General features: G+C 45.3%; 25 protein-coding genes. 16 read left to right on the top strand and 9 right to left on the bottom strand.

Features of this window, described 5'->3' with window-relative positions; all coding sequences use genetic code 11:
• Window positions 1–74: 74 nt before the first annotated feature.
• Window positions 75–1,070: an L-glyceraldehyde 3-phosphate reductase gene (gene mgrA, locus C1N53_RS01810; RefSeq protein WP_137757698.1), complete on the bottom strand. Its 996-nt coding sequence runs from the start codon at window positions 1,068–1,070 to the stop codon at window positions 75–77.
• A gap of 172 nt (window positions 1,071–1,242) precedes the next feature.
• Here mgrA and C1N53_RS01805 point away from each other — a divergent pair, with 172 nt between their 5' ends.
• A complete protein-coding gene (locus tag C1N53_RS01805; RefSeq protein WP_137757697.1) occupies window positions 1,243–1,605 on the top strand; it encodes a methylglyoxal synthase in 363 nt (120 codons plus the stop codon).
• A gap of 83 nt (window positions 1,606–1,688) precedes the next feature.
• On the opposite strand, the gene C1N53_RS01800 is transcribed toward C1N53_RS01805, so the two are convergent.
• Complete coding sequence (locus C1N53_RS01800) at window positions 1,689–1,973, bottom strand: hypothetical protein (RefSeq protein WP_137757696.1); 285 nt, start codon at window positions 1,971–1,973, stop codon at window positions 1,689–1,691.
• A gap of 213 nt (window positions 1,974–2,186) precedes the next feature.
• Window positions 2,187–2,585 carry a hypothetical protein gene (locus C1N53_RS01795; RefSeq protein WP_137757695.1) on the bottom strand — a complete coding sequence of 133 codons (399 nt, stop codon included), beginning with the start codon at window positions 2,583–2,585 and terminating at the stop codon, window positions 2,187–2,189.
• 145 nt (window positions 2,586–2,730) lie between these two features.
• On the opposite strand from C1N53_RS01795, the gene hppD reads away from it, so the two are divergent.
• From hppD to C1N53_RS01775, 4 genes are all read left to right on the top strand, one after another.
• The gene (gene hppD, locus C1N53_RS01790) at window positions 2,731–3,825 is read left to right on the top strand and encodes a 4-hydroxyphenylpyruvate dioxygenase (RefSeq protein WP_137757694.1); all 1,095 of its coding nucleotides are present in this window, start codon (window positions 2,731–2,733) and stop codon (window positions 3,823–3,825) included.
• A 147-nt stretch (window positions 3,826–3,972) separates the two neighbouring features.
• A complete protein-coding gene (locus C1N53_RS01785) occupies window positions 3,973–5,706 on the top strand; it encodes a phospho-sugar mutase (protein WP_137757693.1) in 1,734 nt (577 codons plus the stop codon).
• A 174-nt stretch (window positions 5,707–5,880) separates the two neighbouring features.
• The gene (locus tag C1N53_RS01780; protein WP_137757692.1) at window positions 5,881–6,291 is read left to right on the top strand and encodes a hypothetical protein; all 411 of its coding nucleotides are present in this window, start codon (window positions 5,881–5,883) and stop codon (window positions 6,289–6,291) included.
• A 49-nt stretch (window positions 6,292–6,340) separates the two neighbouring features.
• Window positions 6,341–6,925 carry a nitroreductase gene (locus tag C1N53_RS01775; RefSeq protein WP_137757691.1) on the top strand — a complete coding sequence of 195 codons (585 nt, stop codon included), beginning with the start codon at window positions 6,341–6,343 and terminating at the stop codon, window positions 6,923–6,925.
• A 155-nt stretch (window positions 6,926–7,080) separates the two neighbouring features.
• Here the strand turns inward: C1N53_RS01775 and dnaB are convergent, their stop codons facing one another.
• Window positions 7,081–8,661 carry a replicative DNA helicase gene (gene dnaB / locus C1N53_RS01770; RefSeq protein ID WP_137757690.1) on the bottom strand — a complete coding sequence of 527 codons (1,581 nt, stop codon included), beginning with the start codon at window positions 8,659–8,661 and terminating at the stop codon, window positions 7,081–7,083.
• Between the two features lie 156 nt (window positions 8,662–8,817).
• On the opposite strand from dnaB, the gene murC reads away from it, so the two are divergent.
• Window positions 8,818–10,197 (top strand): UDP-N-acetylmuramate--L-alanine ligase, encoded by a 1,380-nt coding sequence (murC, locus tag C1N53_RS01765; RefSeq protein WP_137757689.1) that lies wholly within the window; start codon window positions 8,818–8,820, stop codon window positions 10,195–10,197.
• Between the two features lie 18 nt (window positions 10,198–10,215).
• Window positions 10,216–11,028 (top strand): 3'-5' exonuclease, encoded by an 813-nt coding sequence (locus C1N53_RS01760; protein ID WP_137757688.1) that lies wholly within the window; start codon window positions 10,216–10,218, stop codon window positions 11,026–11,028.
• Between the two features lie 62 nt (window positions 11,029–11,090).
• Here C1N53_RS01760 and C1N53_RS01755 read toward each other — a convergent pair whose 3' ends face one another.
• The gene (locus C1N53_RS01755) at window positions 11,091–11,702 is read right to left on the bottom strand and encodes a hypothetical protein (protein WP_240773353.1); all 612 of its coding nucleotides are present in this window, start codon (window positions 11,700–11,702) and stop codon (window positions 11,091–11,093) included.
• Window positions 11,703–11,725: 23 nt separating this feature from the next.
• On the bottom strand, window positions 11,726–12,523 hold the full coding sequence (locus tag C1N53_RS01750) for a M48 family metallopeptidase (protein WP_137757687.1): 798 nt from the start codon (window positions 12,521–12,523) through the stop codon (window positions 11,726–11,728).
• 498 nt (window positions 12,524–13,021) lie between these two features.
• Between C1N53_RS01750 and C1N53_RS01745 the strand changes: the two genes are divergently transcribed.
• From C1N53_RS01745 to C1N53_RS01705, 9 genes are all read left to right on the top strand, one after another.
• Window positions 13,022–13,633, top strand: coding sequence for a fumarylacetoacetate hydrolase family protein (locus C1N53_RS01745; protein WP_137757686.1), 612 nt, complete (start codon window positions 13,022–13,024; stop codon window positions 13,631–13,633).
• Complete coding sequence (locus tag C1N53_RS01740; RefSeq protein ID WP_240773352.1) at window positions 13,620–15,512, top strand: M23 family metallopeptidase; 1,893 nt, start codon at window positions 13,620–13,622, stop codon at window positions 15,510–15,512. The genes C1N53_RS01745 and C1N53_RS01740 overlap by 14 nt, the downstream gene beginning before the upstream one ends.
• A gap of 2 nt (window positions 15,513–15,514) precedes the next feature.
• Window positions 15,515–15,961, top strand: a complete 447-nt coding sequence (bcp, locus tag C1N53_RS01735; protein WP_137757685.1) for a thioredoxin-dependent thiol peroxidase — start codon at window positions 15,515–15,517, stop codon at window positions 15,959–15,961.
• An 82-nt stretch (window positions 15,962–16,043) separates the two neighbouring features.
• Window positions 16,044–16,901: a transketolase gene (locus tag C1N53_RS01730; RefSeq protein ID WP_240773351.1), complete on the top strand. Its 858-nt coding sequence runs from the start codon at window positions 16,044–16,046 to the stop codon at window positions 16,899–16,901.
• A gap of 67 nt (window positions 16,902–16,968) precedes the next feature.
• The gene (locus C1N53_RS01725; protein ID WP_240773350.1) at window positions 16,969–18,363 is read left to right on the top strand and encodes a VWA domain-containing protein; all 1,395 of its coding nucleotides are present in this window, start codon (window positions 16,969–16,971) and stop codon (window positions 18,361–18,363) included.
• Complete coding sequence (locus tag C1N53_RS01720) at window positions 18,363–19,316, top strand: transketolase family protein (RefSeq protein ID WP_137757683.1); 954 nt, start codon at window positions 18,363–18,365, stop codon at window positions 19,314–19,316. Before C1N53_RS01725 ends, C1N53_RS01720 begins: the two co-directional genes overlap by 1 nt.
• A 139-nt stretch (window positions 19,317–19,455) precedes the next feature.
• Complete coding sequence (locus C1N53_RS01715) at window positions 19,456–19,995, top strand: RNA polymerase sigma factor (RefSeq protein ID WP_137757682.1); 540 nt, start codon at window positions 19,456–19,458, stop codon at window positions 19,993–19,995.
• A gap of 36 nt (window positions 19,996–20,031) precedes the next feature.
• A complete protein-coding gene (locus C1N53_RS01710; RefSeq protein ID WP_137757681.1) occupies window positions 20,032–20,472 on the top strand; it encodes a hypothetical protein in 441 nt (146 codons plus the stop codon).
• 6 nt (window positions 20,473–20,478) lie between these two features.
• Window positions 20,479–20,910 carry a hypothetical protein gene (locus C1N53_RS01705; RefSeq protein ID WP_240773349.1) on the top strand — a complete coding sequence of 144 codons (432 nt, stop codon included), beginning with the start codon at window positions 20,479–20,481 and terminating at the stop codon, window positions 20,908–20,910.
• Between the two features lie 85 nt (window positions 20,911–20,995).
• Here the strand turns inward: C1N53_RS01705 and pepE are convergent, their stop codons facing one another.
• The 3 genes from pepE to C1N53_RS01690 all read right to left on the bottom strand — a co-directional run bounded on the left by pepE (window position 20,996) and on the right by C1N53_RS01690 (window position 22,417).
• Window positions 20,996–21,715, bottom strand: coding sequence for a dipeptidase PepE (gene pepE, locus C1N53_RS01700; protein WP_137757680.1), 720 nt, complete (start codon window positions 21,713–21,715; stop codon window positions 20,996–20,998).
• 102 nt (window positions 21,716–21,817) lie between these two features.
• Window positions 21,818–22,066, bottom strand: a complete 249-nt coding sequence (locus C1N53_RS01695; protein WP_137757679.1) for a hypothetical protein — start codon at window positions 22,064–22,066, stop codon at window positions 21,818–21,820.
• 90 nt (window positions 22,067–22,156) lie between these two features.
• Window positions 22,157–22,417 carry a hypothetical protein gene (locus C1N53_RS01690; RefSeq protein ID WP_137757678.1) on the bottom strand — a complete coding sequence of 87 codons (261 nt, stop codon included), beginning with the start codon at window positions 22,415–22,417 and terminating at the stop codon, window positions 22,157–22,159.
• Window positions 22,418–22,555 lie beyond the last annotated feature (138 nt).

Here is a 22,555-nt window from a genome sequence, read left to right as displayed (position 1 = left end):
ACCTGTCGTTCCGGCACATCAAGAGCCTGTAAACTCTGATAACTCTTGCAGATCCACAGGATTGTATTGCAGGCCTAGGCTTGCAGAATCTTCTCAATGGCCTCCAGTTCATCCGGGCGAAAGGCTGTATGCTGCAGGCACTGAAGCGAGTCAGTCAACTGTTCGGCAGAGCTGGCTCCAATCAACACAGACGTAACACGTTCATCTTTCAGTAACCAGGCAAGAGCCATTTGTGCCAGCGACTGGTTGCGCTGCTGTGCCAGGTTATTTAACGCCCGTACTTTAGCTACTTTTTCTTCTGTAATATCGTTTTCCTGCAAATGCCCGTGGACTTTTGCGGCACGCGAACCGGCAGGTATACCCTTCAGATACTTACTGGTTAAAAGCCCCTGTGCCAGCGGTGAGAAAGGAATGCAGCCTACGCCCTGCTCGTGGAGCAGTTCGAGCAGCCCCTCCTCTTCTACCCAACGCACAAACATAGAATACTTCGGCTGGTGAATCAGGCATGGCGTGCCCAGGTCTTTTAAAATAGAAAACGCTTTTGCCGCCTCTGCCGGGTGGTAGTTAGAAATACCCACATACAGGGCTTTTCCCTGCCGCACCAGAAGATTGAGCGCTGCCATGGTTTCTTCTAAAGGAGTTTCCGGGTCAGGGCGGTGGTGGTAGAAAATGTCAACATAGTCCAGCCCCATACGTTTCAGGCTCTGGTCGAGGCTGGCAACCAAATATTTCTTAGACCCCCAGTCGCCGTAGGGTCCTTCCCACATTCCATAACCCGCTTTGGTGGATATAATTATTTCATCCCGATAGCCGCTGAAATCCTGCCGTAGTATCTTCCCAAAATTCTCTTCGGCTGAACCGGCAGGAGGCCCATAGTTATTGGCCAGGTCAAAGTGGGTAATGCCTGAGTCAAAAGCCAGTCGCAAAATCCGGCGCGAATTTTCCAGCACATCTACATGCCCGAAATTGTGCCACAGGCCAAGCGACAAAGCCGATAACTTTAAGCCGCTCTTACCACACCGGCGGTATTCCATGTGCTGATAGCGTGCAGGATTGGGAGTATAAGACATGACTACGGGTTTCGGTTAAGTAAGCGGGAAAATAAAGCTAAAATAACGTAACTCCAATTTTAGATCGTACAAACAGCAGTCGGCGTTAGTTAATAAAAAGTTTACTATATTCACTCCTGCATCACAAACGATACGTTACTGGCTGATTGCAGACAACTATAGCAACTTATATATGAAAAGCATTGCGTTAATCGCTCACAACAACAAGAAAACTGAACTTCTGAACTGGGTAAAAGAAAACCAGGAATCCCTGAAAGGCCACACACTGATTGGCACCAGTAATACATCGGCTCTGATCAATGACATACTTGGTTTGAATGTGCAGCCATTCGGCCACGGCCCAAGCGGAGGAGATATTCTTTTAGCCGCTAAAATTTTACAGGGTGAAGTAGAAAAGATAATTTTCTTCATAGATGCAGAAACTCCCCATGGCCATGAGCACGATATCCAGACGTTGATCCGTACGGCAGTACTGAACAACATTCCGATCGCTCTTAACCGTGCCTCGGCTGATCTGATTGTACTGGAAAGGTAAGCTACAGTTAAGAAAGAAGTACGGAGCTATTTAGCTGTTATCTTGGCAGGTAAATAGCTCCTGTTTTATTTCTGCAGGCAAGGTTACAGGAAGGCCTGTACCAGTTGCTTCCACTCATCCTCCAGGCTTACAGACGGCCTGCTATTGTCTGCCCTTCTGTACCAATAATCAGCATTCCAGATATCTCCCTCTTTCCTGTGCAGAAAAGCATGAATCCAGGCAGCATTTTTATCAGGTAAATCCTGGATCAGCTCATGTGCATTTTCCCAGTCGCCTTTCCCATCATACCACAAAGCCTTTAAATAAACAGAGGCTTCTGCTGGAGGCTTATTGGCCGAAAGTGTTTCTTTAAAGTCAGTATAGATCATTGTCTGTAATTAAGTTTTGTTTTAATAATAGAAAGAGCAGGCATATTACCATTCACTACGGTAACCTAAACGTATGGTTAATATGCAGAGAGCAGCCATAAACATAACCTGTTGCAGCCTTCGCAGAAAACCTGCTAAACACAAAAGCCGCACCTGCTATGCATAAGCAGATGCGGCTTTTGCCAGAACCAAAGTCCCAGGTTGTACCTGAGCTTATTCAGCCTTCCAAAGTTCTCTTACCTGGTCGCCGATCAGCACCACAAAGCGCGCAGGGTTTGCGATAAGTAACAGGCGCATATCCACACCCGAAAACTGATCCGACTCTACCCAAACACCCTCTTTCTCTCCGTTGCTGTTAATGTAGTTTCCGTTAAGTGAGTTGGCTACATAGGCCGTTGGCAACAGAATATCTGTATCAGATTTTAATTTATCGTGCACATCTTCCAGTACATCTTCCAGGTAATCACCGTATTCTTCGTTAAAATCGTCTTCCAGGTCGTGTAGCTCTTCTTCTATATCATCGTAGCGCGAATCGTTATAATCAAGCGCATTCAGTTCTTCTTTCTTCTGGATAATGGCAACCAACAAAGTGTTCAGGGCTTCTGCATTCATAGCTATAGCTTAATTCCGTTTTTTACAAAGTTTAAACTATGCATTAGTAATTGCAAATATTCCCTGCAAAAATTCCCAAAACCACCCACATTTTGAAGATTGAAGAAAAATCTTACATTTACATAAAACTAATCTTATAAAAACTATGACTACAGATATTTTACCGCTGAATGGCACCGACCACATAGAGTTCTATGTGGGCAACGCCAAGCAGGCAGCTCATTTTTACCAAACTGCGTTCGGTTTTAAACTGGTAGCCTACGCCGGACCTGAAACAGGCCTGCGCGACCGTGCTTCTTATGTGCTGGTACAGGATAAGATTCGTTTTGTTTTTACCACTTCTCTTCACCCAGACTCAGCTATTTCAAAGCATGTATACCTGCATGGCGACGGGGTAAAGGTGCTGGCACTTTGGGTGGATGATGCTGAAAAATCATACTACGACACCCTGGCACGTGGGGCAAAACCGGCCAGCGAGCTGCAAACGCTTAGCGATGAGTTCGGAGAAGTAAAAACGGCTTCGATTCATACCTACGGCGACACCATTCATACCTTTGTTGAGCGCCGTAACTACAGTGGCCCATTTTTGCCGGGTTATGTAGCCCGCTCCTCGCAGCTCCAGGTGGAGCCGGTGGGCCTTAAGTATGTAGACCATTGCGTTGGAAACGTAGAACTAGGTAAGATGAATGAGTGGGTATCGTTTTATGAAAAAGTAATGGGCTTTAGCCTGCTCATTACATTCGACGATAAAGACATCAGCACTGAATATACAGCCCTGATGTCAAAAGTGGTTTCCAATGGAAATGGCTATGTAAAATTCCCCATCAATGAGCCGGCGAAGGGCAAAAAGAAATCCCAGATTGACGAGTACCTGGATTTTTACCATGGGGCAGGCGTACAACACATCGCCATCGCCACAGACAATATACTGCATACAGTCGCTGAGCTGCGAAGCCGTGGCGTAGACTTCTTATATGTGCCCGAGACGTACTACGAAGATCTTTTCGAACGGGTAGGTACAATAGATGAAGAAATGGAAGAGCTTAAGAAGCAAAACATTCTGGTTGATAGAGATGAAGAAGGCTACCTGCTCCAGATCTTTACCAAGCCTGTAGAAGATCGGCCTACAGTGTTTTACGAAATTATTCAGCGGAAAGGGGCCAAATCGTTTGGCAAAGGCAACTTTAAAGCTTTATTCGAAGCAATTGAGCGGGAACAGGAGCTGAGAGGTAACCTTTAATATAAAAATAATGTACAGTCCGATTAAAAATACGTATAGAATTTATTTATTTTGATATTTATATATTACACTCCGGCAGCTATAGCTTTCCTTTCTGACTGCAGCAGCTGGCGAAATTGCACCATATCTAATTAACCTAAAACCGAAATGATAGAAGCAGGAATACACGAAAAGATTGACCAATGGCTTACTGGCAACTACGACGAGGCTACAAAAGCAGAAATTCAGGACTTACTGGACCGCAATGAAGAAGATGCGCTGAATGATGCCTTTTATAAAAACCTGGAGTTTGGCACAGGTGGTTTACGGGGAATCATGGGTGCAGGAAGCAACCGCATGAACCGCTATACCCTGGGTATGGCCACGCAAGGCCTTTGCAACTACTTAAAACAAAGCTTCCCGAACCAGCAGATCAGCGTTGCCATTGCACACGACAGCCGCAACAATTCCGATAAATTTGCCCGTGTTACAGCCGATATTTTTTCGGCCAACGACATTAAGGTGTACCTCTTCGAGGCACTTCGCCCTACACCAGAATTGTCGTTTGCAATCCGCCACCTGGGCTGCCAGAGCGGTGTAGTTATCACGGCATCTCACAACCCTAAAGAATATAACGGTTATAAAGCCTACTGGAACGACGGAGGTCAGGTAGTAGCGCCTCACGATAAAAACATTATTGCCGAAGTAAACAAAATCACGTCTGTTGATGAGGTGAAATTTGAGGCAAAACCAGAGAACATTGAGATGATCGGTTCTCAGGTAGACGAAGCTTACATCGAAAAAGTACTTGGCTTGTCTATCTCACAGGAAGCCATTAAACGCCAGCACGACCTTAAAATCGTGTATACACCTATTCATGGCACAGGCATTACGCTGGTACCTAAGGTGCTGGAGCGCTTTGGCTTTACGAACGTGCATGTGGTAGAAGAACAATCAGAGCCAAACGGCAACTTTCCAACGGTAGTTTATCCGAACCCGGAGGAAAAAGAAGCCATGACACTGGCGATGAAAAAGGCAGCCGAAATCGATGCCGACTTGGTATTAGCTACCGATCCTGACTCTGACCGTGTAGGAATTGCTGTAAAGAATCTTAACGGCGAGTTTGTTTTAGTTAACGGTAACCAAACAGGCTCTCTCCTGATCAACTACCTGCTGCAGGCCTGGAAAAAGGCCGATAAATTAACGGGAAAGGAGTTTGTTGTTAAGACGATTGTAACCACCGACCTGATCAGGAAAATTTCCGATAGCTATAACGTTACCATGTATGAAACCTTAACAGGCTTTAAATACATTGCAGAGGTAATCCGTGAGCTGGAAGGCAAAGAAACCTATATAGGCGGTGGCGAGGAAAGCTATGGCTACCTGGCCGGAGACTTTGTGCGCGATAAAGACGCTATCTCCTCCTGTGCACTTATTGCTGAAATGGCCGCTGTGGCCAAAGATAACGGACAGTCTTTATTTGAAATGATGATTGAGATGTATACGAACTACGGCTTCTACAAAGAAGAACTCATCTCCATCACGAAAAAAGGAATGCGCGGTGCCGAAGAAATTCAGCAAATGATGCAGGACATGCGCAGCAACCCTCCTAAAACAATTGCAGGTTCTCCTGTTGTAACAGTAAGCGATTATAAATTCAGTACGGTTAAAAACCTTCAGACCGGGGAAGAAAGCAAGCTGAACCAGGAAAGTTCTAACGTGTTACAGTACCTGACCGAAGATGGCAGTAAAATATCGGCTCGCCCTTCTGGTACCGAACCTAAAATTAAATTCTACTTTAGCGTAAATGAGCCTTTAGCCTCTAAAGAGGAATTTGATGCTACTGCGGAGAAGCTGGATCAGAAAATCGAGCAGATACAGCTGGATCTAAAATTAAAATAACGCAGGTTAACTTATATTTCCAAAGCCTGAGCAGCTGGTTTGCTCAGGCTTTTTTATGTGTCTTCCATTTATCCTGGTTTTTTTCTTGTCTTAAAGCACTTCCTTCTTAATTTTACCTCCCCACATTACAAAAAAACAGTATAGCTGTTTTAAAACAGGGACTTATATCAGCTCATGACTAAAATAGAGCTTACAAAAGCTAATGGAGATATATTTCTGGTACTGGAGCGGGAAGAGAACAACCAATTTATCTGCGCTCGCTGGACAGGTGTCCAAAGCCTGGAGACAGTACAGAAGGGAGGCACTGCTTATCTGGATATGATTCGCCAGCAACCATGCCCCAAATTATTAAATAGCCATAGGGAGTTAATCGGCCCCTGGGACATTGCCAACGATTGGATTACCAGCTACTGGACTCCAACTGCTGTTTCGCTGGGCTTGCAATACATGGCGCAGGTGCTTGCCCCGGGCGTATACGGCAAAATGTCTTTTCATCAGCTACACCAGCGCATCGATAACTTTATGGAGATAAAGATGTTTGAGGAAGAAGAGCCAGCCCACCAATGGCTGCTTACCATCAAGTAGCTTTTTCTTACATGAAGCTCCACCCTTACTTAAAACGATAATTTGTAAAATGGATATAGCATTTTCAACGATCAGCGAGGTAATTAAAACCCGAAGAACAGTAAAGCCTCCTCAGATGAATGGCAACCGGATTCCGGATGAGCAGGTAAGCCAATTGCTAAGCCTGGCCGATTGGGCACCGACACACGGCTATACTGAGCCCTGGCGCTTTAAAGTATATGCTGGTGAAAAAGTAAAGTCGTTTTGTGCCGACCATGCCGAACTGTATAAGCAGCATATAGGCGCAGAAAACTTTCTGGAAGTAAAGTACGAGCAGATCAAACACATGGGTGACCAGGCTTCTCATATCGTTATTGCTGTGATGCAGCGCGGCAACTTACCTAAAATACCTGCCCTGGAAGAAATTGCGGCGGCATCCTGCGCTGTGCAAAACTTTTTATTAGGCGCAACAGCTGCTGGTATTGCCAGTTACTGGGGCTCGGGCGGGATGGCCTACCATCCTGTTATGAAAGAATACCTCCAGCTAAAAGAGGAAGACCTGGTGCTGGGAATCCTATATATAGGCTACACCGACAAACCGGTTCCGAAGGGCAAAAGAACTATACCTCTCGACGAGAAGGTGGAGTGGATGTAAAGCAAATAACAAGAAAAGCCGCTGGCTCATCAGAAGAACGCAGCGGCTTTTCACACTTTTGGCTAAAAGTGAATAAATTTATAGGAACTCATTCGTTAGATTCTTATTAAAAGAGCATAAAACTGCTCTAACTCACTTCCGAGGTTCTCTAAGCTTTAAAACGGCGGTTCTTCATCAAAATTAGAAGTCGGGAAACCTCCGCCGCCGCCAGAAGAACCATCATTCATGCGGCTGCCTAACCTTATAGAACCCGGAGAGTCGGTATCGAAGGTAGAATTAGGCAGCGCGTTAAATCCACCCATGCTATCGCCTCCGAAGTCATTATCAAGGTTAGTAAATTTGGTATACTTACCGATAAACTTCAACTGCACGTTTTCCAGGGAACCGTTACGATGCTTGGCAATAATAACCTCTCCTACTCCGGCAGTAGGGTTGCCCATTTCGTCTTCGGTAATGCCATAGTATTCGGGGCGGTACAGGAAGAGCACCATGTCGGCATCCTGCTCTATGGAACCGGATTCACGAAGGTCGGAAAGTTGCGGACGCTTATCGCCACCCCGGGTTTCAACGGCACGGCTCAGCTGCGACAGAGCGATTACCGGCACGTTCAGCTCTTTGGCCAGCATTTTCATGGCCCGTGAAATAGACGCAATTTCCTGTTCGCGGTTCCCTCCACCCTTGCCTTCAGCGTTCCCGCTCATCAACTGCAGGTAGTCAATAATAACCATCTGTATATCGTACTGCGCTTTTAGGCGGCGGCACTTGGTACGAAGCTCACGAATAGATAAGCCCGGTGTATCGTCAATAAAAATAGGCGCCTCTGTTAGCTTGGAGATCTTATGGTTAAGCTGTGCCCACTCATAATCTTCCAGGCTTCCTTTTTTGATCTTTTCAGAATCCAGTTCGGCCTCAGAAGAGATAAGACGATTAACCAGCTGCAGCGACGACATCTCCAGCGAGAAGATAGCTACGCCTTTCTTAAAATCAACTGCCGCATTCCGCAGGCAGGAAAGCACAAACGCTGTTTTACCCATTGCAGGGCGGGCAGCCAGGATAATCAGGTCGGAAGGTTGCCAGCCGGAGGTAACGCGGTCCAGAGCAGTCATGCCACTTGGCACACCTGTAAGGCCATCTGTTTGCTTACGCTTCTCCTCCAGTTCCTTAATGGCCTGGTGCATGAGCGAACGCATGTCATCGAAGTTCTTACGAATGTTCGATTCGGATACCTCGTAGAGCTTGGCCTCCGTTTTATCGAGCAGGTCGAATACATCGGTTGTATCTTCAAAAGCACTCGAAAGCACCTCAGAAGATATGGAAATCAGATCGCGTTTAATGGAGTTTTCAGTGATAATACGCGCGTGGTACTCGATGTTGGCCGCCGAGTTAACCCTGGAGGTCAGCTGCGTTACATAGTAAGCGCCTCCTGCCAGTTCAAGCTCTCCATGCTCCCGCAATTCTTGGGTTACCGTTAATATATCAATTGGTTCTGACTTGTCGAAGAGAGCCAGAATAGCTTTAAAAATACGCTGATGCGCCTCTTTATAAAAACTTTGAGGCCTTAAGATATCAATAACCGTCGTAAGCGCATCTTTCTCTAACATCAGAGCACCTAATACGGCCTCTTCCAAATCCAGTGCCTGCGGCGGTTTTTTACCCAACTCAGAAACAGCAGGTGCTTTTTTGCTCCACCCGTTACGGTTGCCAACGGGCCGCACGTTCATTTTCATCTCCTCCATAGTTACAAATTTAAAAAGAAAGGCTTCCGAGTAATCCACAATTGCGAAAGAGTAATCCACAATTCAGTACAAGATATCAACATATTAGTTTATAGCTATTTTATTTTAGCTAATGAATTTTAAATTTGTAGGTTAGCGAACATATTTAGCGTGGCTATGGAGAAGAAGGAACAACAGCACATACACCTGATTGCCATTGGTGGCAGTATTATGCACAACCTGGCGTTGGCATTGCACGATAAAGGCCTGAAAATAACAGGATCTGACGATGAAATTTTTGAACCTGCCAAGAGCAGATTAGCTTCTGCCGGACTGCTGCCTGCACAGGAAGGCTGGTTTCCGGAGAAGCTTGATACAAGACCAGATGCCATTATACTGGGAATGCATGCCCGAGCCGATAATCCAGAGCTGCTAAAAGCACAGGAGTTAAACATTCCGGTATACTCCTTCCCAGAATTTATTTATGAACAGTCGAAAGACAAGCAGCGCATCGTAATTGGAGGCAGCCATGGCAAAACTTCCATTACATCTATTATCATGCATGTGCTGAAACAGCAGAACCGCCTGTTCGATTATGCTGTGGGTGCCCAGTTAGAAGGCTTCGACCGAATGGTGAAGTTAACTGACGATGCTCCTGTTATCATCATTGAGGGAGACGAATACCTGTCAGACCCGATCAAGCGTGTTCCGAAATTCCATTTATACAACCACCACATCGGCGTTATCAGCGGCATTAGCTGGGACCATATCAATGTTTTTCCAGATCCTAAAGTATACCGCGATCAGTTCCGCATTTTTGCCGAAATGACTCCAAAGGCCGGTACCCTCATTTATAACCAGGACGATGAGCAGGTGCTTTTGGCAGCCGTGCCACGCAACCCGGCTGATATTGCCTATATCGGGTATGGCGTACACGACCATGCTATAAAAAATGGCAAAACAATTCTGCATACTAAAAAGGAAGGTGACATTGAAATTCAGCTTTTCGGAGAGCATAACCTCCGTAATATTAGTGCCGCCAAGGAAGTTTGTAAGAAAATTGGCATAAAAGCACATGATTTCTACCAGGCGCTTCGCACATTTAAAGGGGCCGCCAAAAGACTGGAGAAATTAGGTGAAAGTAATTCTACCGTACTCTTCCGCGACTTTGCCCATGCCCCCTCTAAAGTGAAAGCAACCACGGAGGCTGTAAAAGCCCAGTACCCGGAGCGTCGTCTGGTAGCCTGCCTGGAGCTGCATACCTTCAGCAGCCTGAACAAAAGCTTTATTCCTCAGTATGCAGGAGCCTTGGCAAAAGCCGACGATCCTATTGTATACTTCAACCCGAAAACGTTGGAGCACAAACGCATGGAAATGCTATCGGAGGAAGAGCTAAAAGCCGCCTTTCAGAATCCTGCACTGAGAGTATTCACCGATTCAGCCGCCCTGGAGCAGCACCTGCTCAGCCAGAACTGGCAACATGCGAGTCTGCTGCTTATGAGCTCGGGTAACTACAACAATATTAACATGGAGGCGCTCACCAAAGCGGTTCTGTAACCTATAAAGTACAGCCAAATGAAACTGAACCTGAAACGCCCCATTGTATTCTTCGACCTTGAAACAACAGGCACAGATATATGCAAAGACCGGATTGTAGAAATAAGTGTGCTGAAGATAATGCCGGATGGTGAAGAAATCTTAAGAACCAGGAAGATCAATCCTACCATACCCATTCCGTTGGAGTCGAGCCTTATCCATAAAATATACGACGAGGATGTAAAAGACTGCCCTACCTTTAAAATGATAGCCAAAGATCTGGATGGTTTTCTGAAAGGCTGTGACCTGGGCGGGTATAATTTAGTGCGCTTTGACATCCCGCTTCTGGCCGAAGAATTCCTGCGCGTAGGGATAGACTTTGACATTGAGAACAGGAATGTAGTGGATGCCTGCCGTATATTTCACATGATGGAGAAACGTACTTTATCTGCCGCCTACCAGTATTACTGCAACAAAACACTGGAGAATGCACACAGTGCAGAGGCCGATACTGTTGCCACCTACCATATTCTGATGGCCCAGCTCGACCGTTACCAGACAACTCCTCTGGAAATTACAGAAGGTGTAGAGGAATTCCCGATCCAGAACGATATGTCTATACTGCATAAGTTCACTTTCGAAAAAACAGCCGACTTATCAGGAAGAATTGCCTACAACAATACCGGGCAGGAAGTATTTAACTTCGGCAAATATAAAAACGTGCCTGTAGAAGAGGTATTACAAAAAGAGCCAAGCTATTATGATTGGATGATGAAAAGCGAATTCCCTCTGTATACCAAGAAAATACTAACCCGCATCAGGCTGCGCAGCATGCAAAGCAGTATTTCCTAAGTGGAATTATATAGCAAAAAAGAGGCTGCCATAAAATGGCAGCCTCTTTTTTGATGGTATTTCTATCGTGGCGAGCTTATTTTCATCTCATCTAACAAGGTATTACGCTCCTCCACATTATAACGGCATTCGCTGCCAGCATTTCTTTTAGAACACTCGCAACCAATTATTTTGTTGCCAGAAAACGTGAAGTAGCAGAAGTCGCAATCGAGGCTGGCGCTACACATGTGCTTTACACTCGCGCTACTCAGGTACAAGCTGTTATCAGCCCCCAATTCCAACTCCAGTGCCATCGATCTGAAAGCTCCGTTTCGGATGCCCAGACCTACCAGGTAATAGATCGGCTCCACATCATCACTTTCCTGCACCTTTCGGATCATGGTTTTATCCACCACTGTTCCATCGCCAAACTCTTTGATAAAAGGCTGCATAAATTCCTGCTTAGGCACCACATACCTGATCTCACCTTCTGAGCTGACCTGTGCCAGTATCTGCCCCCTTACTACTTCAGCCTCTGCCTGCTCTACAACCACATCATCAACTACTTCTGGAAACTGCTGCTGCCTGCAGCCAGCAGCTATTGTCCAAAGCAACAGGCAAAGCGCTAAACTGTACCATTTCCCTTTCAAAACTGATAGTTTATACACTACCTTCACACGGGTACTTTCTGCCACAAAATGCAATCTATTATTTAACCTTAATTTCCTTTATAGTACTTTAACGCCTCCGGCATCCATTGCTGCAGATCCTTTTGGCGGGTACCTGAGCTAGGGTGCGTTGACAGGAACTCCGGGGTTCCCGCACCACCGGCCTGTTGCTCCATACGCTGCCAGAAAGGCACTGCTGCCTGCGGGTTGTACCCTGCCATTGCCATAAAAATAAGCCCCAAATGATCGGCCTCCGACTCCTGGTTACGGCCATACTTTAACAGGCCTAACTGTGAGCCAACGCCATAGACAGCCATCATCAGGTTTTGAGTAGTCCCTGGCTGGCTACCCGCAAGGGCAGAAAGTGTTGCACCTCCAAACTGCTGAGCCAACTGCTGGCTCGCCCGCTCGTTACTGTGCTTGGCAATAGCATGCGCAATCTCATGCCCCATTACGACAGCAAGACCGGTTTCGTTTTGTGCAATCGGCAAAATACCTGTATAAACTGCTGTTTTACCACCTGCCATTGCCCAGGCATTGATCTGATCATCTTCTATCAGGTTAAACTCCCACTGATAGCCCTTTAACTCATTGGAAAGATTATTCTGGGCCATATACTGCTCTACTGCTTTCTGCACGCGTTGTCCCACACGTTTTACCATGGCCGTCGCCTGTGCATCGCGGGATAACTTGCTTTCGCTGATTACCTGCTGATATGCGGCATAACTCTGTTGTTGCATTTCAGCATCAGAAACTAAGTTGAATTGTCTGCGACCTGTGATAGGCACCGTTGTACATGAAACCATCATGACAACAGCTAACGAAAAAGCTACAATCTTTTTATACATGATTTTTTGACTTTAATGCTTGTAAAATTTTAGAATTCAAATTTTGAACCAAATTTTTAAAATCCGGCAATACTACCGGAAAAACAATATTAAACAATTTACTTTCTGCAATACCTTGAAAAGCGTTTCCGGAGGCTTACCAAAGCAAAAGTACTATCGTTCTGCTCAAGTATACGTTTTACACGATACAATTTGTTTTAGAGTACCTGCACCTTTATTGTTGCTCCGGCTTGCCTGCAGAGCGGCATAATTTTCTTTAGAAGAAACGGCTATGTTTTCCTTATGCTCGAATGGGCACAGCTGAAAAGGTTAGAAAAAAGGGTGCTACCATGTACGTGCATTTCTTTAAAAACTTCTAACCAGCTGGCAGCCTTACCTGTCTCTTTGGCTATTAAATGAAACTCAACACTGCTAAATATTTAGTAAATTCTCTCGTTTAATGCACGCATGATATAATAAGAAAGCCTATTTTTGAAAATAGAATATAAGAAACCCTTTATGAAAATTTTAGCCATTGGCCGTAATTACGCAGAACACATAGCCGAACTTAAAAACGAAGTACCCGACGAGCCTGTTATTTTTTTTAAACCCGATACCGCCATTCTTCGCAACAACGAACCTTTCTATTACCCTGAGTACAGCCAGGATATTCACCACGAGATAGAACTGATCCTGCGCATCAGCAGAGAAGGCAAAAACATCGATGCAAAGTTTGCCAGCAAGTATTACGACTCAATTGGCCTTGGCATCGACTTTACAGCCCGCGACCTACAATCAAAAGCAAAAGCGAAAGGGTTGCCCTGGACGCTAGCCAAAGGATTTAACGGATCAGCTCCTGTTTCAGAATTCTTACCTCTAACCGATTTCCCGGATCTGCACAATATTAATTTCAGGCTGGATGTAAACGGAAGCACAAAGCAGGAAGGCAATTCCAAAATGATGCTGAATACCTTCGATGCCATTATTGCCTACATATCGCGCTTTATTACATTAAAAACAGGAGACATTGTTTTTACAGGCACACCAGCAGGTGTTGGGCCAGTTAAAATAGGAGACAGATTAGAAGGGTATGTTGAAGATAAAAAACTGTTGGATTTTGAAGTTAAATAAGCACCTGGCATTTCTTGCTGTATTATTTTTTACTGGTTTGAGTGTAGCGGCACAGCCTACTCCTGAACCAGGCTATTTTATATTTCCCATCAAGCCGGGGCAACGAAACTATTTATCGGGCACGATGGGTGAGATTCGCTCAAACCACTTTCATGGCGGCCTCGATATAAAAACCGACCAGCGCGAAGGCTTGGAGGTGTATGCCGCCGCTGACGGCTATATTTCACGGGTAAAGCAATCGACCTATGGCTATGGCAATATTATATACATCACCCATCCGAATGGCCTGGTAACTACCTATGCGCACCTGCTTTCCTACTACAAGCCTCTGGCAGATCACATGCTCCAGAAGCAGTATGAAAAGCAAACCTTTGAGTTGGAACTGTTTCCTGAGAAGGGACAATTCCCGGTAAAGAAAGGTGACATTATAGGCTTATCAGGAAATACAGGCGGCTCCGGCGGACCACACCTGCACTTCGAAATACGCGATACAGAAGATAAGCTTTACAACCCTTTGCTCTGGGGCTTTAAAGAAATTATCGATACAACTCCACCTGAAATCTATAGCCTGGGCATACAAACACTCGATATTTATGGGAGGGTAAACCAGGAGTTTGGCAGAGCAGAATTCCGCACGAAGAAAACCGGTACAGACTATATACTACCAGACACCGTTTTTGCTCATGGCTTACTGGGGTTAGAAATACAAACCAACGATATGCTCGATGGTGCTACCAATAAGAATGGGACCCAGGAAGTAGCGCTTTTTGTAAACGATAAACAGGTGTATAGCCACTATATAAACAAAGTGCCTTTTGAGCTTTCACGGCAAGTATCGCAGCACATTAACTACAACATGTATAAAATGTTCGGCCGCACCTTTCAGAAAAGCTTTGTAGACCATGGCAACGACCTGCCGCTTTACAATGCCAACGAGAGAGGCGGCAGAGTTTCGGTGCAGGCCGATTCGGTTTACAGAATCCGTCTGGTAGCTAAAGACTCTTACAACAACGCCACCACTTTAAGCTTTATTCTGAAAGGGCAGAAACCGGCTTTTAGCAAAACACTGGCAAAAAATGTAAAGCAGCCGGAACTGGTTTATGAAGTTATAGGCAATATTTTAAAAGTGGTAGCCACCGATACTTCTGCCACACCGCGCAATGTGGAATTGTACCGGGGGAATAAGCGCATGGAACTGGTGCCAAGCTATACCAAAAACTCTGCCTCTGTTTGCCTCTATGACCTGCGGGCGGGAATTCCCGAACAGATCAGTTTCTGCGGCATTTCAGCCAGCCTGGTAAATCAGAAAATCATTCCTCCTGCACAGGAAGTGAACTACGAAAATAAATTTGTAAAAATAGCTTTCGGAGAAAAATCGCTTTACGACACCTTATACCTCGACACGAGGCTGGAGGGAGATGTGTATACGATTGGCGATTTCTTTACACCTTTGCACCAAGCCATCAAGGTTACCATCACACCCCCAAAGCCATTCGCTGACAAAACAAAGGCTGCTGTATACTTTTTGGGGACAGGCAGAAGCAGAGGCCTGGAAGGCGGAACCTGGAACGGCAACTCCATTACCTTTACTACCCGCAACATGGGTAAGTTTAAAGTTATGGAAGATGTGAAACCACCTGCCATAAAGCTTCTGGGGAAAAGCAATGTGCAGATCAGGTTCAAGATATCAGACGATTTGTCCGGCATAAACTCTTTCAGGGCAGAAATAAACGGCCAGTGGCTCCTGATGAAGTACGAACATAAAACAGCCACCATTTACTCTGAAAAGTTAGATAAAAGTATACCTTTGTCAGGGGAAGTGGTTCTGAAAGTGAGAGATAACGCTGGCAATGAAGCCATTTACAAAACAACAATTTAATAATGGAACTCCAAATAGGCGATAAAGCCCCGGCCTTCGAAGGCGTAGATCAAAACGGAAACACAGTAAAACTAAGCGACTTTAGCGGCAAAAAAGTAGTGCTCTACTTTTACCCGAAAGATAATACCCCCGGCTGCACGGCGCAGGCATGCAACCTGCGCGACAATTACCAGGAACTTAAACAGGCAGGCTTTGAAATTCTGGGAGTAAGTGTGGATAGTGAAAAATCGCACCAGAACTTTATCACGAAGTTTGAACTGCCTTTCTCACTTATAGCAGACACCGATAAAAAGATTGTAGAACAATATGGTGTGTGGCAGGAAAAATCGATGTATGGCCGCAAATACATGGGCACTATGCGCTATACCTTTGTAATTGACGAAGAAGGAATTATCCGAAATATCATTACAAAAGTAAAAACTGCTGATCACGCAAAACAAATAATTTAAAAATGTAACTTTAACACTTAATATTTATTAAGTTTAAATTCTTACATTTAGTCATATTTATTCATTCAAACTTATCAAAACTGTGAATCCACACAACAAGAGCATTGACGAACTAAAGCAGGTAGCCGCACAGGTACGCCGCGACATTGTGCGTATGGTCCACGCTGTAAATTCAGGGCATCCGGGAGGCTCTTTGGGCTGTACAGATTATTTCGTTTCGCTTTACTTCCGCGTTATGAACTACAGCACAGATTTTAAAATGGATGGTACCGGCGAAGACTTATTCTTCCTGTCGAACGGCCACATCTCCCCGGTATGGTATAGCACGCTGGCGCGCGCAGGCTTCTTTGAGGTAAAAGAGCTGGCTACATTCCGTAAGCTGAACTCCAGGCTACAGGGTCACCCTGCCACAGAAGAAGGTCTGCCAGGCATTCGGGTAGCATCGGGCTCACTTGGACAGGGATTATCTGTTGCCATTGGTGCTGCTCAGGCTAAAAAACTCAACAAAGACAACAGCCTGGTATACGTGCTGATGGGCGACGGTGAGTTAGAAGAAGGCCAGATATGGGAAGCCGCCATGTATGCTCCTCATAACAAAGTAGACAACCTGATTGCCACCGTAGACAGAAACGGCCAGCAAATCGACGGCTCCACTGAAGAGGTGCTTTCGTTGGGTGATTTGCGTGCCAAGTTCGAAGCTTTTGGATGGCATGTTTTGGAAGCAGATGGAAACAGCTTTGAAACCCTATTACCAGCACTGGACGAAGCAAAAGCAGCAACCGGTAAAGGAAAACCCGTGATGATCCTGATGGATACCCAAATGGGCTTTGGTGTAGACTTTATGATGGGGTCGCACAAATGGCATGGCGTAGCTCCGAACGATGAGCAGCTGAACAAAGCACTGCAGCAATTAGCTGTAAACGAGGCGGCCGACTACTAGTACGTATTTAACCGTTTTCTGCCGTTAAACAGAAAGCACTTGGTTTACCTGGTTCAATTGATAAGCTGTGGCAAACTGGCATAAACTCTCTTTCCTGCTTTTTAGCTTGCTGCTTTTTACAGCAGGCGGGAGGCTTTATGCCCAGGAGAAAAAGCCGGTGCCGACTACCCGTATCCTCTTTTTACTGGATGCTTCCGGCAGTATGCTGGCCAAATGGGAAAACAGCGACCGGATGCAGATTGCCAAAAACATGCTGGCCAACCTGGTGGATTCACTGGAGCAACACGAGCATGTGGAGGTAGCACTCAGGGTATACGGACATCAGTTTGGGCGCGAACGCAACGATTGCAAAGATACAAAGCTGGAGGTGCCATTTGCCGGTAAGAATGCTGCAACCATTAAAAAGAAGTTACAGCAGATCATACCCAGGGGCAATACCCCCATCACATTTTCGCTGGAGCAATCGGCCAATGATTTTCCGAACGATCCCAGATCCAGGAATGTATTAATCCTGATTACAGACGGCCTGGAATCCTGCGGAGGCGACCCCTGTGCCACCTCTATAGCGCTGCAGAAGAAACGTATTTTTCTAAGGCCTTTTATTATAGGGATTGGCATAGAGGAACAGTTCGCGCCTCAGTTAAGCTGTATCGGTCAGTATTTTAATGCGGCTAATGTGGAAACATTCCAGCAGGTGCTGGCCCAAATAGTTACCCAAACGCTAAGTGAAACTACTGTAAGTGTAGAGCTGCTAGACGAGCAAAACAGGCCTGTTGAGACGAACGTGAACATGACCTTTGTAAACGCTTTAACAGGTACTACAGAGTACAACTTTGTGCACTACATGGATGGCAGCAGAAAGCCTGACGTACTGGCCATAGATGCGCTGCAACCTTACAGCTTAATCGTAAACACGGTTCCGGCAGTGGTACAGCAAAATGTACCTATTGTGCCGGGGCAGCATAACATTATAAAAGTAAAGGCACCGCAAGGCGAACTGAACCTTCGCCAGGATGGCCCCTCCCCTTACGGCCAGCTAGAAGCTATCGTAAAGAAAACGGGAACAAACCAGACCTTGCATGTTCAGCAATTTGGCACAAGGCACAAATACCTGGCGGGTGTATACGACCTGGAACTGCTCACACTACCACGCATCTATTTAAAAGATGTGGAAGTAAAGCAGGGGCAGTTGCAAACAATTAACTTTCCTGCGCCAGGCCAACTGAACATTCCTTCAGAACTGCAAGGTTACGGAAGTATTTACACATTAGCCGACGATGGTACCCAGCAATGGGTGTACAACCTTTCGGAACAAAACAGCAGGGTAATTCTGGCTATGCAGCCCGGCAATTACCGCTTAGTTTACAGAATGAAATCAGCCCAGTCGAGTAAGTTTACCGACGTTCAGGATTTTACAATTAGGTCTGGGGCAACTACAACCGTTAAAATATTCAACAGATAATGAAAGAGTACACTTACACAGAAAAAAAAGACACACGCTCAGGCTTTGGCGCTGGCTTATTAGAGCTTGGCCGCACTAACCCGAATGTAGTAGCCCTATGCGCCGACCTGGTAGGCTCTCTTAAAATGGGTGACTTTATCAAAGAAAACCCAGACCGTTTTTTCCAGATTGGTATTGCCGAGGCAAACATGATGGGCATTGCAGCTGGTTTAACAATAGGAGGCAAAATACCTTTTACAGGTACTTTCGCCAACTTCTCCACTGGCCGTGTTTACGACCAGATCCGCCAGTCTATCGCTTATTCGGGCAAAAACGTGAAGATATGCGCTTCACACGCCGGTCTTACACTAGGAGAAGACGGTGCCACCCACCAGATACTGGAAGATGTGGGTATGATGAAAATGCTGCCTCACATGACGGTTATTAACCCTTGCGACTATAACCAGACAAAGGCTGCCACCATTGCTATAGCCGATTACGAAGGCCCTGTTTACCTGCGCTTTGGCCGCCCGGTAATTCCAAACTTTACTCCTGCCGATCAGAAGTTCGAAATTGGGAAAGCTGTCATGCTGAACGAAGGTACAGATGTAAGTATTTTTGCAACCGGCCACCTTGTCTGGAAAGCAATCCTGGCAGGCCATTTACTGGCTGAAAAAGGAATCAATGCCGAAATTATCAATATCCACACTATCAAGCCTCTGGATGAAGAAGCCATCCTGACCTCTGTAGCCAAAACCAAGTGTGTGGTTACAGCAGAGGAGCACCAGATGAATGGTGGCCTGGGAGACAGCGTGGCGCAACTTTTGGCCCGTAAAATGCCATTGCCTCTCGAAATGGTTGCCGTTAACGACTCTTTCGGAGAAAGTGGTACACCAGAGGAACTAATGGATAAATACGGCCTGAACGAGCACAACATAGTAGATGCAGTAGAACGTGTAATAGCCAGAAAGTAGCTTTTACAAAAAATTCGGCCTGTAACATATTTCTTATCAAAAGAGAGGCGGTTCTTCTTTGGGACTCCCTCTCTTTTTTGTTTATTTGAATTCAGATTCAACTTAATTCCTACTTCCTGAAATTACTTTTACCTGACTTGTGGAAGACAAAGAGCTGTTAGAGAAATTTGCCCAACCTGAAAGCCGCCACCTGGCTTTTAACCAGCTCATCAGGAAGTATCAGCAGAAAATTTACTGGCATATCCGCAAAATGGTGGTAGACCATGATGATGCAGACGACCTGACACAGGAGGTTTTTCTAAAGGTGTGGAAAGGGCTGGAAAATTTCAGGCAGGATGCACAGCTTTATACCTGGATTTACCGTATCGCCACCAATGAATGCCTTACCTTCCTTTCCAGCAAAAGAAGGAAATTCTTTTTACCACTTCATGATGTTGCGGCCGAACTTACCGAAAAGCTGGATTCCTCCCCTCATATCAGCGGTGATGAGGTACAGCTAAAACTGCAAAAGGCGCTGCTAAAGCTTCCTGACAAGCAGAGGCTTGTTTTTAACATGCGGTACTACGACGACCTGAAATACGAAGAGATTTCTGAGATTTTAGGCACATCTGTTGGAGCGCTGAAAGCTTCTTACCATCATGCTGTAAAAAAAATAGAAGAATTTATAAAGCTGCATTAAACTTTAGCTAAAGATCTGTATCTAATAGGTAAGATTATGAAGGAATTGAATAAAGATTTTAGATTAAGTGATCTCCCAAAGCACAACGTTTACCAGGTGCCGGAAAAATATTTCGATCGCCTGCCAATGCGTGTTATGGAGAGAACGGCTGGTGCTACCGCGCCACAGCAAAGCTGGCTTAGTGGGTTCTGGCAGCCCATGCGTTACGCCGTTGCGCCGCTTATGCTGCTTTTGATTTTTGTGGCTGTATTTGTATTTAATACCCAGGCTCCGGAAAGAACGGCGCCACACGATTTATCAGATATAGCTGATAAAGAAATAGTAGAGTACCTCAACAACGATGTTCTTTTAGAGACAGCTGATTTTGCAGATTTAGCTATAGCCGATCAAAACCTAGCACCTGATTTTCTTAATATCAGTTCTGCTTCGGCAGAAAGAGAATTAGAGTATTACCAGCTAAACGAATTTACTTATTAATTATCCATGAAAAACAGTATTTATACTGCACTGCTATTTGTCCTGTTTATGTTGGTTGGCATCACCACCCATGCCCAAAGTAACCGTGAGAAAATAGAAAGTGCTAAAGTTGCTTTTTTAACTGACAAACTTGCCCTTACACCGGATCAGGCACAGAAGTTTTGGCCGCTCTACAAAGAATATGAAGGAAAGCGCAGAGAAATAGTATATGCCCGCTTAAACAAAGGCAAAGACCTGGAAAATCTCAGCGACCAGGACCTCCGGGCTATGGTTGACAATATGTTTGACCGCAGGCAGAAAGAGTTGAACCTGGAGCAGGAGTATGCTGCCAAATTCCAACGGGTGCTGTCGGCCAAACAAATGGTGCTTCTTTACCGCGGAGAACATGAATTCACAAAACTCCTGCTTCAGAAGCTGGATAACAGGCAAAGCCAATAGTTCTGGCCGAGGCCAACTAAAAAAGGCACTGCGTAAGCAGTGCCTTTTTTAGTTGAAAAGATATAAATCTTCCTTCAAGAAAGTCTTAAACAGCCTCCATGATAAAATTGATATCATCAGATGGTTTAAACTCCATTGGCTTCTGGCCCTGCAGGAAAATACGCGCAGGCAGGTCTCCTTTAAGCGTAACACGATCTCCTTTAACGTGCAGCATGCTTCCTTCACGCAAGCCGACAACAGGCTGGGAATTGTGCACATGAAACTCAAAAATACGCATTTCGCGTGTCTCTCCCATATGTGTGGAATGTTCGATGGGGTCCTGGTAGTGAGGGTTAATATTAAAAGGCACCAGTTGCAGAGCTTTGAAAGTTTTTGGGAAAACAATAGGCATATCATTTGTTGTACCAATGGATTTGCCTGCTACGTTGGTTCCTGCGCTTGTTCCTACGTAAGGCATCCCCTTCTGCACCCTCTCCAGCAAGGGCTTTACAAGCTGCTGCTGGTATAATTGTTTCAGCAACAAAAAAGTGTTTCCGCCACCTATAAAAACCGCTTCTGCTTCATTTACCGCCTTAACCGGGTCTTTAGCTTCATGTATGCCGGTTAAGCTGATGTCCATCCGGGCAAAGGCTTCTTTTGCCTTTAAAGTATAATTGGCATGCGAAATACCTCCCGGCCTTGCATAAGGTATAAACAATATGCTCCTCTTTTCTTCCAGCAATAGCCGGATTTCATCTTCGCAATGCTCGAGGTAGCCCGTTCCGTGTGTTGTAGAGGTGCTTATTAAAAGTAAATTTCTGCTCATGTTGTGCTGTTTTGCTCAAAAATAACAAAAACAGCCGGAAATGAAGGCATACTTATGCGTTGATGTTACTTTGCATAATCTCTACCTGCTTCTGCTGCAAGGTTAGGTTTTTACCTTCAGTTTGATGGTTTCGAGGTATGGCTCCAGCGAAGCATTGTTGGTGAGGGCCCGCACAAGGCCGATTGTTTTTAAATCGTACAGGAACCAGAGCTCTACATAAAAATCGAAAAGCCAGTATAAATCTATTTTGCACCAGCCTTTGATGCGATGGTGCAGGTAATGTCCTTTTTCCAGGGCCAGTTGGGCCTGTACATGTGGTGGCAAATTATTAAACTCCTCAGCACTAATCATTTCCCAAAACTTATTTTAAACGTATGCTGCATTAAAAAAGGCTGCCGCAGCAGCCTTTAAGGGTTTAACGAAAATTATGACATCGAAGGTTTAGTTCAGGTGTAAAGTATACAGCTCAAAACGATGTGAGGCAAAGCTCCAGTGTGAAGAAGAAGGATGTATCTCCACTCCATCTTCATCCATAATGGTAATAGCAAACCCATCACCCTGGTTCATAGGCTCTGTGAAGTGTTTCACCGGGTATATCTTACCTTCCTGTATCCATTCTTCTGGCTCGAATGCCGGCATGGAGGCATCTACGCATTTCGCGTAAACAGCCATATAGCTTGGGGGTACAAATAAGTTTACCATATCTATTTAACTTTTTTTAAATATAAAAAATTCCTCTAAACCAGGAAATAAATTGGGTGCTTTTTTTGCAAACCTTCCTTGTGAGATTCAATCAGACAGCAAGATTATCCATATTCCTGCTAAAGCCCATGCCTGCAC

It is taken from the genome of Pontibacter sp. SGAir0037, from assembly GCF_005491705.1.
Taxonomy (GTDB): Bacteria; Bacteroidota; Bacteroidia; order Cytophagales; family Hymenobacteraceae; genus Pontibacter.
The sequence above is the reverse complement of the archived record's forward strand: the minus strand, read 5'-3'. Positions and strand labels throughout refer to the sequence as shown.

Bases quoted from the DNA above. Each gene is read 5' to 3' on its own strand.
- C1N53_RS01705 (WP_240773349.1), top strand. From the start codon at position 20,479: ATGAAAAACAGTATTTATACTGCACTGCTATTTGTCCTGTTTATGTTG.
- C1N53_RS01760 (WP_137757688.1), top strand. From the start codon at position 10,216: ATGAAACTGAACCTGAAACGCCCCATTGTATTCTTCGACCTTGAAACA.
- C1N53_RS01690 (WP_137757678.1), bottom strand. From the start codon at position 22,417: ATGGTAAACTTATTTGTACCCCCAAGCTATATGGCTGTTTACGCGAAA.
- murC (WP_137757689.1), top strand. From the start codon at position 8,818: ATGGAGAAGAAGGAACAACAGCACATACACCTGATTGCCATTGGTGGC.
- pepE (WP_137757680.1), bottom strand. From the start codon at position 21,715: ATGAGCAGAAATTTACTTTTAATAAGCACCTCTACAACACACGGAACG.
- dnaB (WP_137757690.1), bottom strand. From the start codon at position 8,661: ATGGAGGAGATGAAAATGAACGTGCGGCCCGTTGGCAACCGTAACGGG.
- C1N53_RS01750 (WP_137757687.1), bottom strand. From the start codon at position 12,523: ATGTATAAAAAGATTGTAGCTTTTTCGTTAGCTGTTGTCATGATGGTT.
- C1N53_RS01780 (WP_137757692.1), top strand. From the start codon at position 5,881: ATGACTAAAATAGAGCTTACAAAAGCTAATGGAGATATATTTCTGGTA.
- C1N53_RS01800 (WP_137757696.1), bottom strand. From the start codon at position 1,973: ATGATCTATACTGACTTTAAAGAAACACTTTCGGCCAATAAGCCTCCA.
- C1N53_RS01775 (WP_137757691.1), top strand. From the start codon at position 6,341: ATGGATATAGCATTTTCAACGATCAGCGAGGTAATTAAAACCCGAAGA.
- C1N53_RS01695 (WP_137757679.1), bottom strand. From the start codon at position 22,066: ATGATTAGTGCTGAGGAGTTTAATAATTTGCCACCACATGTACAGGCC.
- C1N53_RS01795 (WP_137757695.1), bottom strand. From the start codon at position 2,585: ATGAATGCAGAAGCCCTGAACACTTTGTTGGTTGCCATTATCCAGAAG.
- C1N53_RS01785 (WP_137757693.1), top strand. From the start codon at position 3,973: ATGATAGAAGCAGGAATACACGAAAAGATTGACCAATGGCTTACTGGC.
- hppD (WP_137757694.1), top strand. From the start codon at position 2,731: ATGACTACAGATATTTTACCGCTGAATGGCACCGACCACATAGAGTTC.
- bcp (WP_137757685.1), top strand. From the start codon at position 15,515: ATGGAACTCCAAATAGGCGATAAAGCCCCGGCCTTCGAAGGCGTAGAT.
- C1N53_RS01720 (WP_137757683.1), top strand. From the start codon at position 18,363: ATGAAAGAGTACACTTACACAGAAAAAAAAGACACACGCTCAGGCTTT.
- C1N53_RS01710 (WP_137757681.1), top strand. From the start codon at position 20,032: ATGAAGGAATTGAATAAAGATTTTAGATTAAGTGATCTCCCAAAGCAC.
- C1N53_RS01745 (WP_137757686.1), top strand. From the start codon at position 13,022: ATGAAAATTTTAGCCATTGGCCGTAATTACGCAGAACACATAGCCGAA.
- C1N53_RS01805 (WP_137757697.1), top strand. From the start codon at position 1,243: ATGAAAAGCATTGCGTTAATCGCTCACAACAACAAGAAAACTGAACTT.
- mgrA (WP_137757698.1), bottom strand. From the start codon at position 1,070: ATGTCTTATACTCCCAATCCTGCACGCTATCAGCACATGGAATACCGC.